Origin of the sequence: Paenibacillus sp. PvP094, from assembly GCF_040546835.1 — a bacterium.
Taxonomy (GTDB): Bacteria; Bacillota; Bacilli; order Paenibacillales; family Paenibacillaceae; genus Paenibacillus; species Paenibacillus illinoisensis.
Map to the genome: position 1 here is coordinate 2,189,749 of NZ_JBEPOM010000001.1, position 12,886 is coordinate 2,202,634.

Below are 12,886 nucleotides of genomic sequence, written 5' to 3' on the forward strand. Positions count from 1 at the left end.
CTGACATGGGAAAATTGGAAGGTAAAGTAGCTATTATTACAGGCGGAGCTTCAGGCATTGGCGAGTGCATGGTGGATCTTTTTGCACAGGAAGGTGCCATCGTGATTGCAGCGGATATTAATGAGGCAGCGCTGGAGACGGCTAGCCAGAAGCAGAATGTATATGGAATGAAATTAAACGTGGCGTCGGACGAGAACTGGGAGGCACTGGCGAAGGTCGTCAACGAGCGATTTGGTAAAATAGACATCTTGGTCAACAATGCAGGTATCTCATCCGAAAAACCATTTGAGGAGATCAACGCACAGGACTGGGAGAAGATGCTTTCCATTAACGGATTTGGCCCGTTTGCGGGCATGAAGCATGTGACTCCATATATGGCCGCTCAGAAGAAAGGTTCCATCGTTAATATTTCTTCGTATACTGCAATGATTGGGCAGGGCTTCAATCACTACTCGGCGACGAAGGGCGCGGTACGTGCATTGTCCAAAGCAGCGGCTACGACATTCGGACGTCAGGGCATTCGTGTCAATGCTCTTTTCCCAGGGATTATCGAAACGCCCATGACTCAATCCCTGAGCACGTCCCAAGAACTGCTTGGTCGGCTGATTCAGGCAACGCCTCTACAGCGTCTGGGTCAAGCTATGGATATTGCCAAAGCGGCACTGTTCCTGGCTTCCGATGATTCCTCCTATATCACCGGCTCCGAGCTGGTTATTGATGGTGGATACTCCGCACAATAGTGTGTAGAATAATGACAGCTCTTAATTTTCATTAGGGGCTGTCTTTTTTATGAGGAGGCAGTTATGGAAGAGAAAACAATTTTTGAAATCATACACAATATGGATACCTTCACCAACAAGTTGATTATACAGTGGAACAAATCATTTAATGAGGACCTGGGCGTTTCTCATGTTCTTGTGCTTTCCCATTTGAAGCAAAACGGAAAAAGTCGACCATCGGATATTGCGAAAGTACTGGGGCTTACCCCGCCGACTCTCAGTTATTTATCCGACAAGCTCGTCGGAAAGAAACTGGCTGTCAGGGTCGTTGATGAATCCGATCGCCGCAATAGTTACCTGGATATCACCGAGGATGGCTCCGAAGTTCTTGGCAGAGCATCCATGGAGGGACAAAAGCTGCGCAGGGCGTTATTTGAAAAGTTAACACCACAGGACCGGGAGAAGTTAGCGGAGATTTTCGAGAAGCTGAATCGCTAAAGTTGTGTTAAGTTTTATATGTAAGAATTGAGTGAATGTTGACAGAGGGCAACTTTTTTTCTTATGATAATTGGGACTGCACCATTATGCTCTGAAGGAGACTGAGCCGTGATTGAAACCAACACGTCAAGACGCAATGAATCTCTTTTGCAAGTGCTGAACGTGCAGCACAAGGTCACCACTGACAATATTGCCAATGCAGACACACCCAATTACAAAAAGAAATCGGTGGAGTTTGAAGAAGCACTGAGACGTATCGTTGAAAATGGTACAACCAGGGAGCTGAACATGCACCGGACTCATCCGAAGCATCTGCCTGCCAAAGATCTCAATTCTTCTGTCGTTCCATACCGGATTGTGGAGAACAACGAAACAACGATGAACAACAACGGCAATAATGTGGACATTGATGCCGAAATGGCGAACCTGTCGGAGAACCAGCTCATGTATAACTACATGGTTGACCGGGTAAGCGGGCATTACAACAAAATGAAAAACATTCTGCAGAGCTTGAAATGAAGAATGTCCAGCGGCCCCGAGGGCTGCTTTTTTTATTGGCTGATAACGATGGACCATGGTCTATAATTAAATTGCAACGTGGACTGTATTGTAGACTAGAAGGGAAAATGGGTGTAGAGGGAGGCAGGAGCTATATGCAGGAACCGATCAAAGTATATAATACTGCGGTCGAAGCTTTACTTGAAGTGATCGGCGGCAAATGGAAGCCCGTTATTCTGTTCCATCTTACTTTTGGCAAAAAACGTAATGGTGAATTGATGAAGCTCATGCCTGCCATTGCTCAGAAAGTATTGACCCAGCAGCTTGGTGAACTTATGGAGGCGGGAATCATATCCCGTATTTCCCATCATCAAATTCCACCGAAGGTTGAATATGAGCTAACGGAATATGGGTGGAGTCTTAAGGAGATTCTCCACTCGATGTGCAGATGGGGAGATACCCATGTTGAAAAAGTATACGGTAATCGAGCGAAAATTCTGTTTAAGCCTCCCACCTCGGATAGTTAACCGGGAAGTACAAAACAAGCAGATTCCCGAGGTTTGGGAATCCGCTTGTTTTGTATTTAATATTCCGTTATGGAATGATCCTGCGCTCACGCAAATTCGCGAATATATCCATAAACATAGATTCGGTTTCAACAAAATCATGAAAGCCAAAGCGGCGGGCTTTGGAACCATCTGCGAAGAAATCATAATCCCATGAGAATACAAAGTCGCCGAAGGCCCAGGAAGAGACATCATCATAGGAGGTTTCCATCAAGCCATACTTCTCAATCATGGATTTCCACAGATTTTCTTTGTCTGCCATCACCGTGGCGAGCGAGAGCGGCAGTGGAGGTGCCGTTTCCAGTTCAAAAAAGGCAGCGATTTTGGGCCAAAGTTCATTCCACCGAAATAAATCGCCATTGGTAATATTAAACGCCTGATTGGCGCAGCGGGGGTCGGTTGCCGCCCAAACGGTAGCGCGAGCCAGCAGGGCAGCATCGGTCATTTCGAGCAGAGAGTGGTAAGCACCTGGCTTACCAGGGAAGCGAAGTGGCAGCCCAAGTTCCTTGGAGATGGACGCATATATTCCAATAACCATGGCGAGATTCATTGGATTGCCGAGTGCGAAACCGCACACAACAGACGGACGCAGGGCCGACCAGGTCCAGCCGCTTCCGGGCTGCCTTCTCTCAAGAAACTGCTGCTGATCCACATTGAATTCAGGTGGCATATGGTGTGCATCCGTTTCCCGTGCAGGTGTTTTGAACGGGCCCAGATGAGCACCGTATACCTTATAACCTTGCATTAGACTGATATGCTGGAGGTTGGGGGCGATGGGCTCGATGGCATTGACCACATTAACGAGCATTGCCAGGTTGGGTTGTACCAATTCGGACCAAGTAGGGCGATCCTGATAAGCAGCATAAAAAATGTGAGTGACCGTCGTCAATGGACTCAGCTTGGCCTGCGTATCGGCTTCATTCAATAAATCCACCGATATATAACGAAGTCTCGGAGAGTTTTGCCCTCCGCGGCGTGATACCCCAATGACATTCCATTCGGGAAGTGTCGTCAGATAATTAATAAGGTTACTTCCAATGACTCCGCCCGCACCAATAACGAGAGCAGTGTGGCGTGTAATAGGTTGATCGGGTTTCAATGGGCATGCTCCTTTCTTTTCCTGTACATTATTGTGAGCCAGCAAAAGGAAGGTGTGAAGTACGCACCTTGAAGTCATATACGCACTTGAAAGTAATATTCAGCTGTTAGGCAGGTTCACGGGCTTTGGAAATGTAGTAAAAACGACTCGGACGTTGCTCTGCTATATCGTTAATTTTCTAAAGATGAATACGTATGTTACTATATACAGCATTAGAAGCCCGAACCGTATTTGCAAGCGCTAATCGGAGGCATGTAGGAGAAAGATATGCGTAATTGGCTTAAAAATGAGAATGTACAAATGACGGCGGTCGCCCTGGCTACAGCCATTGGTGCGCAATTTAAGATCAATCCTTTTCAGGAAGACTATTTTCGAATCGGCTTGGGCGTAAGTATCCTATTGTTCCTGCTTATGATCATGCCGCATCTGTCTTATGTGAAGACGGGGATTCTGACGGGGATCGTGAGCTTTATCGTGCAATCCGTTGATTTACTGTACGATGTGAATTCGATGTCGGTCCTGGAAAGTTTGCATGACAACATTGGAGCGGGCATCTATTACATTGCCTTCTCTTATGGTCTTAGCAAGTTCAAGAACAGGTTTCACGAGATCCAACCACTTCTCCTGGGTGGCTTAATTACATGTGTTGATTTTTCCTCCAATCTCATTGAGCTTTTCATTCGCGGTGTATTGAATGGGACCAGCATCTTCGATATGAGAGAATGGCTGTATCTGCTCGTTGTGGGTGGGCTAAGAAGTTATTTCATCAGCGGTTTGTATAACAGTATCGCGGTAAGACAGATGAGGCTCATGCATGCGGAGCAGGAGAAGCGGATGGAGCAAATGCTCAATGTAAACTCCGGTCTCTATGGAGAGGTCTTCTATCTGAAAAAGGCCATGAAGACAATCGAAGGCATAACGGCGGATAGCTACGACCTCTATCGGGATCTTAGGGAACAGGACATGAATCAATACAGTCAGCGGACACTGGGGATTGCTCAGCAGATCCATGAGGTGAAGAAAGACTCACAGCGCATCCTGGCCGGACTGCTGAAACTATATGACAGCGAGAAGGCAGTCAACATGAGCCTGTCGGAGGTTCTGAATTTCGCCGTGAAGGGCAATCTTAAATACGCTGAGATGCTGGATAAAAGAATACAAATTCAAATGGAGCAGCAGTATAATTGCGAATCGCCTTTTTACATTCCACTCTTAACGGTGATGAACAATCTGATCGCCAATGCTGTGGAAGTGATCGAGTTCGAAGGGACTATTCGGATACAGGTATATGAACAGGATGAGGATGTACATTTTGCGGTAATCGATTCTGGCAAAGGAATACCTGAAGCCAAGCGAAATATTATTTTCGAACCTGGCTATACGACAAAATTCAATCAGGCTGGCATTGCCGCAACAGGAATAGGTCTGTCCCATGTCAGAGATATTGTCCAGTCTCTGGAAGGGCACATTACCGTCGAATCGGCCGAGCGAAACGGGAAGGGAGCAGCCTTTGTGGTGTCCATCCCCAAGAGGAACCTTATTAAAGGAGCGGAAGCGGAGAACACGTTCCACCCGGATGGAAAGTCATGACCAACACAAACACAAACATAGAGATAGCGACTTTAACCACAGAGGGAGAGTCGCTATCTTTATGTGGTGAACTTTAATCCAAAATAACTTCTTTGGTGGGATGATCCAGAAATTCAAACATGGTCTTCACCTGCTCTGCTGTATTTCTTTCAAGCGAAAGCTCAGGCAGATCATGCCTGTCGAAGAACTGGACTGCACTGGTTTCCACACCGGTTTCAGCTGTACCCCCTGTAATCTCACATTGAATAAACATCTTGTAGATATGATAAGGTTCGGGTGGATGGCCATGGAATTTCTTATCTAGTACAGCTAGTAAGCGTAAGGGAACAACATCGAATCCGGACTCTTCCTTGATTTCCTTCACGGCAACCTCCGATGGAGAGAGGCCGATGTCGCTCCATCCACCGGGCAAGGCCCAGGCTCCATCGATTTTTTCCTGCACCAAAAGGATTTTATTATCCTTGAACACTACTCCGCGAATATCGACTTTGGGCGTTGCATATCCAGAATCACTCGCGAAAGTGAGTGATATCTTCTCCTTGTTTACAGAAGTGTAGTTATCCAAGATATCCACGCTAATCTTTCTCAATTCCTCGTAGCGTTCGATATCGTATACATCTTTGCCATAAGTTAAACCGGTCTGAGCAATAGCCTGAATCTGTTTAGCCCAATCGAGCCACTTCATGTCCATGGTAGCATCCCTCTTTCTTAGGCAAATCTCGAAATATAATTTCTATAGGAAATAAATCCATTATAGCAGAGGAATTCCAGCGTGTGATTACAAATAAGAAGCAAACCCAGATTGTCGGAGGAGCGAAAATTTCCATTCTGATTGTGAAAAACACATTGCTTTTAGCGAAGGAAATGCGAGATAGTATAGGGAAATGAGATATGGAAGGAGCACGAGAAATGGATATTACGATCGATCAACAGGGTAACTCCAAGGTTGCCATTATTGAGAGTAACGACATCGTCATCAGCGAAGTGCAAGATGCACTGGATCTGATGGCGTCGGTAAATTATCTGAACGAGGCATACAAGCTGATCATCGACAAATCCAACATTACGGAAGAATTCTTCGATCTGAAGACGAAGCTGGCCGGTGAGATTTTGCAAAAGTATGTTAACTACCAGGTGAAGCTTGCCATCATTGGTGATTTTGACGGCTACAGCAGCAAAAGTCTGAAGGATTTCATTTATGAGTGCAATAATGGCAAGCATGTGTTCTTCGTAAAAACAAAAGAGGAAGCGCTTCATATCCTGCATGAATTGAGCTAATCAATTGGAGGAGGTCTACCCATGATAGCTGAGTTGAAATTGGTTTCGAATGACGTTGTGGCCCGTTTTGAGCGCTTGTGGCAGCATGATGTACGGAAGGTATGGTCCTTTTTAACGGAAAACGATAAGCTGCATGGATGGTTCCCCGAATTGCGAATTGAAGATCTGCGAGAGGGCGGACTGATCAAGTTTGACATGGGCGATGGGACATTTGAAGAAATGAGAATCACACATCTGGAGCCTTACTCCGTTCTTGCATACACCTGGGGAGAAGATGAGGTGAGGTTCGAGCTGCATCCTGTACAGGAGGGCTGCCGTCTTGTTCTGACAGAGATCATTCATTCCATGACAAGCCATACACCAAGAGATCTTGCCGGATGGCATGTCTGTCTGGATGTGATAGGTGCGCTGCTGGACGACCGCACGCTGGAGTCACGCAAGGATGAGTGGAGATCATGGTACGAGAAGTACCAGGAGCATGTGGATCGTTTTCTAAAAGAATAGGATGACGAAACCCGCTTGCTCAAGTGGGTCAAAACAGGCAGGAGGAATACATGGTGAAAACGAATGACAAGTTACAGGTGCTTGCCCTGTCAGAGATACAGAACCTGAAGGTGCATGGCAGGACAACAGAGCAGCGGGGACCTCTGACGTTATTTTGGACAGGCAGCGCAATCGAACTTCAAGTCACAGGCTCTGAGCTGTGGGTGGAAGTGGAGTCGGACTACGATATCTATGAACCGTGGATCAGTATTCTGATCAATGGTGTTCCTGTAAGCAGGCAGATGGTCAATGCAGGACGGTATTGGATCTGTATCTTCCGGGGCATGAGCGAGGATACAGTAAAAAACGTAAAAGTCGTCAAGGACGTGCAAGCGATGAGTACAGACCCGGGCTCCGCATTGCAGCTTCATGCCTTGAAGTCGGATGGCACATTCCTGCCTGTGGAAGAGAAGCCGTACAAGATTGAATTTATTGGTGATAGCATAACATCTGGAGAAGGCGCGATAGGGGCCAGAGCGGAAGAAGACTGGATTCCAATGTGGTTCAGTGCGATACATAACTATACGTACATGACAGCAGAGGCAATGAACGCGGAATACAGGGTAATATCCCAGAGTGGCTGGGGTACACTGACAAGCTGGGACAACAACCCGAACAATAATATTCCCGATTATTATGAACAAGTCTGCGGCCTGCTCACGGGTGAGAAAAACCAGGCGCTCGGGGCCGGGGAACTGCATGATTTTGAGTCCTGGCAGCCGGACGTGGTAGTGATCAATCTGGGAAGTAACGATGGAGGTGCTTTCCAGACAGCGGAATGGAGAGATCCGGTGTCTGGAAAGGTACATAAGCAGCGTTTAAACGAAGACGGAAGTTATCATGAAGAGGATTTGGCTGCTTTTGAGGAGGCGGTAGACCGATTCCTGGCCAAACTTCGACAGTACAACCCGAAGGCTCAGCTTGTTTGGGCCTATGGCATGCTTGGTTTTCCCATGATGCCTGCCATCTATCGTGCAGTGGATGGTTATATGAAGCGGACAGGCGACCGAAAGGTATCTGTTCTGCAGCTCCCGGATACAACGAAAGAGACCATGGGAGCGAGGGCGCATCCTGGCGAGTTGTCCCACCGGCGGGCAGCAGAGACGTTAAAAGGATACCTGCAAGGAATGTTGGCTTAACGCAGAATGTCGTAATAGCCCTGGCCTGGATAAAAACAAGGACCACACTTAACCCCCTCGTGGGCAGTGTGGTCCTTTTCTTATCCTTAGTTTGGTTATACCTGAACCTGATACCGGATGGAGATGATCTGACCGAGTGTCTGCGTGCCGATCATCTTCAGGTTGCTCGGGACCGTTCCCTCAGGAAATAGGGGAATGCCTTCCCCAAGAATTTTCGGAATGACGGCAACCTCGATTTCATCAAGCAGCTGTTTTTCCAACACAGCCTGAACCAGTTGACCACCGCCGACAATCCACAGATCGTCATCGGAAGCCTGTTTTAAATGGGGAATAAGGGTTTCTACAGGCTCGGTTGTAAATTGCACATGTGGTGCAGGTGGCTGTTCGGAACGGGAGAGTACATAGGTGGGGCGGTCTGCATAAGGAAATTCTTCAGACAGTTTAAGGACATCTTCGTACGTGGTCCGGCCCATGACTACCGTTCCAATCGTTTGATGAAATGCAGCATACCCGTTATCTCCACCGTCACCTTCCACGTCAAACAGCCAATCTACCGAACCGTCCTTTCTTGCAATATAACCATCCAGACTCATCGCAATGTACAGCACTACTTTATTGGACATGATTTTATCGCTCCCTTCTGTTACGTATGATACACTTAAACTATGACAAAAGTTGACGTAGTTAGGTGGTGAACCCATGAATGGCCGGAAACTCGCCATTATGAGATTGATGGATTCCAGAAAGAAGTTCACAGCCCGTGAGTTGGCAGAACGATTCGGTGTATCCGTCCGTACCATTCAGCGCGATCTGGATGCGCTGCAGACGCTCGGTTTTCCTTTGTACACGGAGGTCGGTGTGAATGGGGGTTACAAGGTTCTGCCTAATCGGATCCTGCCGCCACTGCAACTGACACAGCATGAGGCACTAGGCCTGTTTCTGATGATTGAATATTTGCAGCGGGTTCCTGATTTTCCGTATGGATCGATGCGAGAGCATTTGGCAGAGCAGTATTTCTCCAGCTTGCCGCAGGATGTACAGGATCTGATTGTACGAATGAGAGAACATGTGACGTTTATACAGCATCCGGGCGAGCACTTAGAGATATTGACGACAGAGATTTTGAATGCTGCCGTAGATAAAAGAGAGATTGAATTCACGTATCATTCCCGGAATGGCAGTAAAACAACAAGGGCTTACCCGATCGGCATCTATTATGACGGTGGATTTTGGTACATGCCCGCACGTCATAAGGAGCGGGTGCTGTTATATCGTGTGGACCGCATGCAGCAGCTGAGATTGCTTGATTCCACAGATGAGTCCATTCCCAGTTTGCAAGCATGGTTCAAGTCCGAAGACGACAGAGAGGGGGCAGAAGTGGTGCTGCACTTCACCGAGTTTGGGTCAAGGCTCGCGCGTTCCGATGTGCTGTTCAATTCGATTCAAGGCAATGAATGGAGAGGGATGGTCCCTCTGGAGGAGTTCCCGTTCACCGCCCGGAAGCTGCTTGCCTATGGCCCGGAAGTCAAGGTGATCTCGCCAGCACCCTTGCAGCATGCTGTCCGGGAGATGCTGGAGAAGAGTCTGAGCCAGTATTCATGATGCTTATGTTTAATAAGAGGATATTGCCGTGCTTTGATCGAATGGTTCATGTGAAGGGATCAAACAGCACCTATATATGGGTGCCGAATGGGGGGCTACCATGATTCAATTCATAAGAGGTTTCAAGATCCGCTCTATGCAGAGTCCATGCGATGAACAACGGCGGTTGTTTGCATAGAGCCATGTCTTTCCTTTCCGCCACATAGAACTCAGAAGTGTACGTCGTATGACTCTGCTGCCTTAAAGACTAATTTTAAGGAGCGGAGCAGCATGAAATATATCAATGCAGATGCGATCTTGCCGGAAGAATTATTAAAAGAGATCCAGAGGCACATCCCAGGTGGGCTGGTTTATATTCCAAAACCGAAGGAAGCTCACAAAAAGTGGGGCGAAAAATCGGGCAACAGGGCGGTTGTGAAGGAGCGTAATGAGCAGATCCGGCGCCTGTTCGCTGCAGGTTTAACCGTGCATGAGCTGACCGAACGATTTTTCCTGTCCATCGACAGTATCAAGAAGATCGTGTATTCCAAAAAATAAGGATGAAGAGCCGCATTAGAGAAATCTAGTGTGGTTTTTTTTGTGTAAAGATTCGTTATAAATGTTCGTTAAACTGAAGTTTAGATACTTGAAATCTAATTAGAATCCGATAATGCGTCTAAATACTGGACAAATTAACCAAATAAAGGTGATAATTGAAAGTAATGAAGATACGAAAGGATTTGGTAAGATGCGCAAGTTAGTCTGTGTAATGAGTGCTTTATTACTTTCAGGGATGATTATGGGATGTACTGAATCGAAGACGAGTGATCCTGTTCAGGAGATACCACCCCCAACCAGCGATCCGAGTATGGTAACGAACGATAAGGCAACGGCTCAGGATGAACAGAAGGCTCTCGATATGTCACTGGAGTATAAAAAAAAGGAATTGACCGTGGATTATGCCGATTATGAAGATACACTAACCGTAGAGGGGCTGCTCGCCAAAGGGGAGACCATGAAACCATTTTTGACGGAGAAGAACTATGAGGCCTACATGGCTAATCGGTATGCGACGTTACCGCTAATGGTTGCCGACAAGGAGAAGGCTCTACTCCATCCCGAAAATATACTCGTGGAGATCAAAGAGAGCAAGAACGATTGGATCCTTGTAGAATATAGACTGAATCTGGTCTTTACTGATCGCGAAGGCAAACAGTTAAAGAACATTCCATTATCAGGTGATATTACTTTTTTACAGGGCCAAGGCGAATGGCGCATTCAAGACGACACCTATAATATCAAAGATTTGCAAAATATCGTCTATGAGGCAAAAGAGTAGCGTGATACGAACCGATCAAGATAATAGAAGGCTGCACTCTTAGATCAGTTTCTAAGATGCAGCCTTTTGTTAGTGAGATCTTACAGATGAGATCAGACTTCACAAGGTCAAACTAGAAGTTGGTTCGCCCAAACGTGGCATCACTTTTCACGGTAGAGCTGCTGGATGCATTAATGGTATCAAGCTGAAGTACGTAGTCATAGTGCCGGATGTAATACCCGGGCTGGCTGTACGATTGAAGTGATATTTTGGAGCTGTCTGCCTAGCCGGGGCTGCTCAGAAAGGTTGCATCTCCTTTATAAGCGGCTGTGTCTGCATAGGCTTCAAGCACAATTTTGTTGCTGCTGTTTCGCTTCAGGAAGTACCCTGGGAAGTTGATGGACTCCAGCGAAATGCCTGTAGAGCTGGCGAGACCAGGAACAACGCGGAATTGGGAGTCCAGTACAGGCGAGACATTCGCATCAACACGAGCTGTGAAATTGGAGTGCCGGATATAACGGTCCGGATAGTTATGTGAGCTGAACTGGCTGTAGCCTGTCGCTTCCGAGTCAGCAGGACCCAGCATTTTGACCTCATGCAGCGTTGGAGTGTACCAATTACCCGGGTTGTTCCACAGCACGGCATTCACCATGTTGATACGTACATAGCGGGCCGTAAAGTGCACTGCATCTGTGGTAAACCCGTAGGTCAGGTTATTGGTTCGATCCAGTGTGGAATAGTTGACGCCATCGTTGCTGATCTCAATCTTGTATTTGTAATACCCCTCCGATCCTTTATACATAAACCAGGAGATATCGATTTCGGTAATGGTCTTCGGCGCTCCGAAGTCAACCTGCCACCATGCAGGCCATGTATTGGAAGAGGCCGCCCACGAAGTCTGGTAGTTGCCGTCATTCACATTGGCAGCGGAAGAACCGGAGGCTGTCGATATGGCCGTAGCTGTCTTGCCTTGAGCGTGATTGACGAGAGAGGACGGCGCTACCGTACCTGTAGCAGCATCGATACTCCAATCCTTATACCACTCCAGTGATGCCGTTCCGTTGGTATCGTTCAGGGTCAGAGGGAGCCAGATATGCTTATGCTCGCCCAGATTCATTGGATTCCAGCGGTCTCCCATATAAATATAGGACGTGGTGCTGCTGCCTGTAATCGTGGCAATATCATGAATCTGCGATCCAAAGGCAGAAGGATTGCCATAAGGGGTAAGTGCAGACCAGGGTCCCGCCATGGATGTGGCTGTCGCATAAGCCCCCTGATTCGGATACCAGCCAGCGGCCTGGGAGGTGAAGAGGTAATAGCGGTTTCCCTTTTTCACAACGGCAGGAGCCTCTCGGTAGCTGTTCTCAAATAACCAGCCAACAAAGGATTCTACGCCTGTATAGCTTGCGTTCATTTTGAAAATGGCCATCGTATCGTTCGCGCCGCCATTCTTTCGTGAGGCACTGATGAGATAGCCCGTACCATCGGTATCCACGAACACCGTCATATCGCGGGACTCATAGTCCAGTGGCCGGAAGCTGCCCTCATACGTGAATTTACCACTCGGTGTATTGCTGGTCGCTACGGCGACACGTCCCAGATTATAATCCGTTCCGTTCTCATAATGTGCCCAGAGCACATACTGCTGCGTAGCGGGATTGTAGATCACTTTGGGGCGCTCAATCTTGCTGGAGGCAAGCTCCGTTGCGGAATCCTTGGTGAGGATGGCATTGCTGAATGTCCAGTTTTTCAGATCGGTTGAAGTATAGACGTTAACACTGTCAAACTTGCCACCTACCGCATGCTCACCATACCAATAATACGTGCTTCCCACTTTCAGAATATTGCCGCTGTTCGCATGAATGGGGTTACCTGCGGTATCCAGCCAATCGGAGCCGTTGCTAATAGTCACATTTGCTGCGTCCGTTCGTTCTGGATGGAAGCCAAACATCGTCAGTATCAGGGTCAGAACCAGAATCCATGCATACTTCCTGCTTCTCATTACATGCACCTCCTCAAGGTTATGAGCAAAAGTATAGCGCTTTCACATATATTCT

Annotated in this window: 16 protein-coding genes; 11 read left to right on the forward strand and 5 right to left on the reverse strand. The window is 47.4% G+C overall.

Going from position 1 to position 12,886, the window contains the following annotated elements:
* Nucleotides 1-5: 5 nt before the first annotated feature.
* The 4 genes from ABIC22_RS10205 to ABIC22_RS10220 all read left to right on the forward strand — a co-directional run bounded on the left by ABIC22_RS10205 (nt 6) and on the right by ABIC22_RS10220 (nt 2,242).
* The gene (locus tag ABIC22_RS10205) at nt 6-740 is read left to right on the forward strand and encodes an SDR family NAD(P)-dependent oxidoreductase (protein ID WP_354480582.1); all 735 of its coding nucleotides are present in this window, start codon (nt 6-8) and stop codon (nt 738-740) included.
* A gap of 63 nt (nt 741-803) precedes the next feature.
* A complete protein-coding gene (locus ABIC22_RS10210) occupies nt 804-1,217 on the forward strand; it encodes a MarR family winged helix-turn-helix transcriptional regulator (RefSeq protein ID WP_354480584.1) in 414 nt (137 codons plus the stop codon).
* A gap of 108 nt (nt 1,218-1,325) precedes the next feature.
* Nucleotides 1,326-1,736: a flagellar basal body rod protein FlgB gene (gene flgB, locus ABIC22_RS10215; protein WP_354480586.1), complete on the forward strand. Its 411-nt coding sequence runs from the start codon at nt 1,326-1,328 to the stop codon at nt 1,734-1,736.
* Nucleotides 1,737-1,870: 134 nt separating this feature from the next.
* The gene (locus ABIC22_RS10220) at nt 1,871-2,242 is read left to right on the forward strand and encodes a winged helix-turn-helix transcriptional regulator (protein WP_095290658.1); all 372 of its coding nucleotides are present in this window, start codon (nt 1,871-1,873) and stop codon (nt 2,240-2,242) included.
* Nucleotides 2,243-2,309: 67 nt separating this feature from the next.
* On the opposite strand, the gene ABIC22_RS10225 is transcribed toward ABIC22_RS10220, so the two are convergent.
* Nucleotides 2,310-3,380: an SDR family oxidoreductase gene (locus ABIC22_RS10225; protein WP_354480587.1), complete on the reverse strand. Its 1,071-nt coding sequence runs from the start codon at nt 3,378-3,380 to the stop codon at nt 2,310-2,312.
* A gap of 267 nt (nt 3,381-3,647) precedes the next feature.
* On the opposite strand from ABIC22_RS10225, the gene ABIC22_RS10230 reads away from it, so the two are divergent.
* Complete coding sequence (locus ABIC22_RS10230; protein ID WP_354480589.1) at nt 3,648-4,970, forward strand: sensor histidine kinase; 1,323 nt, start codon at nt 3,648-3,650, stop codon at nt 4,968-4,970.
* Nucleotides 4,971-5,043: 73 nt separating this feature from the next.
* Here ABIC22_RS10230 and ABIC22_RS10235 read toward each other — a convergent pair whose 3' ends face one another.
* Nucleotides 5,044-5,661 carry an NUDIX hydrolase gene (locus tag ABIC22_RS10235; RefSeq protein WP_354480590.1) on the reverse strand — a complete coding sequence of 206 codons (618 nt, stop codon included), beginning with the start codon at nt 5,659-5,661 and terminating at the stop codon, nt 5,044-5,046.
* 218 nt (nt 5,662-5,879) lie between these two features.
* Between ABIC22_RS10235 and ABIC22_RS10240 the strand changes: the two genes are divergently transcribed.
* Genes ABIC22_RS10240 through ABIC22_RS10250 form a run of 3 tightly spaced genes read left to right on the forward strand, consistent with a single transcriptional unit; the run spans nt 5,880 to nt 7,930 of the window.
* Nucleotides 5,880-6,248, forward strand: a complete 369-nt coding sequence (locus ABIC22_RS10240) for a DUF4180 domain-containing protein (protein WP_127537545.1) — start codon at nt 5,880-5,882, stop codon at nt 6,246-6,248.
* Nucleotides 6,249-6,269: 21 nt separating this feature from the next.
* Nucleotides 6,270-6,752, forward strand: coding sequence for an SRPBCC family protein (locus tag ABIC22_RS10245; RefSeq protein WP_354480591.1), 483 nt, complete (start codon nt 6,270-6,272; stop codon nt 6,750-6,752).
* A gap of 50 nt (nt 6,753-6,802) precedes the next feature.
* On the forward strand, nt 6,803-7,930 hold the full coding sequence (locus ABIC22_RS10250) for an SGNH/GDSL hydrolase family protein (RefSeq protein WP_483312536.1): 1,128 nt from the start codon (nt 6,803-6,805) through the stop codon (nt 7,928-7,930).
* 95 nt (nt 7,931-8,025) lie between these two features.
* On the opposite strand, the gene ABIC22_RS10255 is transcribed toward ABIC22_RS10250, so the two are convergent.
* Entirely contained in the window at nt 8,026-8,553 is a 528-nt protein-coding gene (locus ABIC22_RS10255) for a dihydrofolate reductase family protein (RefSeq protein WP_354480593.1), read from the reverse strand.
* 76 nt (nt 8,554-8,629) lie between these two features.
* On the opposite strand from ABIC22_RS10255, the gene ABIC22_RS10260 reads away from it, so the two are divergent.
* The 3 genes from ABIC22_RS10260 to ABIC22_RS10270 all read left to right on the forward strand — a co-directional run bounded on the left by ABIC22_RS10260 (nt 8,630) and on the right by ABIC22_RS10270 (nt 10,850).
* Nucleotides 8,630-9,532, forward strand: a complete 903-nt coding sequence (locus tag ABIC22_RS10260) for a helix-turn-helix transcriptional regulator (RefSeq protein ID WP_354480595.1) — start codon at nt 8,630-8,632, stop codon at nt 9,530-9,532.
* A 270-nt stretch (nt 9,533-9,802) separates the two neighbouring features.
* Complete coding sequence (locus tag ABIC22_RS10265) at nt 9,803-10,069, forward strand: CD3324 family protein (protein ID WP_127537541.1); 267 nt, start codon at nt 9,803-9,805, stop codon at nt 10,067-10,069.
* Nucleotides 10,070-10,259: 190 nt separating this feature from the next.
* Nucleotides 10,260-10,850 carry a hypothetical protein gene (locus tag ABIC22_RS10270; protein ID WP_354480596.1) on the forward strand — a complete coding sequence of 197 codons (591 nt, stop codon included), beginning with the start codon at nt 10,260-10,262 and terminating at the stop codon, nt 10,848-10,850.
* A 112-nt stretch (nt 10,851-10,962) separates the two neighbouring features.
* Here the strand turns inward: ABIC22_RS10270 and ABIC22_RS30135 are convergent, their stop codons facing one another.
* Together ABIC22_RS30135 and ABIC22_RS10280 are read right to left on the reverse strand one after the other, a co-directional pair.
* The gene (locus ABIC22_RS30135) at nt 10,963-11,097 is read right to left on the reverse strand and encodes an AbfB domain-containing protein (RefSeq protein WP_483312584.1); all 135 of its coding nucleotides are present in this window, start codon (nt 11,095-11,097) and stop codon (nt 10,963-10,965) included.
* Nucleotides 11,098-11,112: 15 nt separating this feature from the next.
* The gene (locus ABIC22_RS10280; RefSeq protein WP_483312585.1) at nt 11,113-12,780 is read right to left on the reverse strand and encodes an AbfB domain-containing protein; all 1,668 of its coding nucleotides are present in this window, start codon (nt 12,778-12,780) and stop codon (nt 11,113-11,115) included.
* Nucleotides 12,781-12,886: the final 106 nt, after the last annotated feature.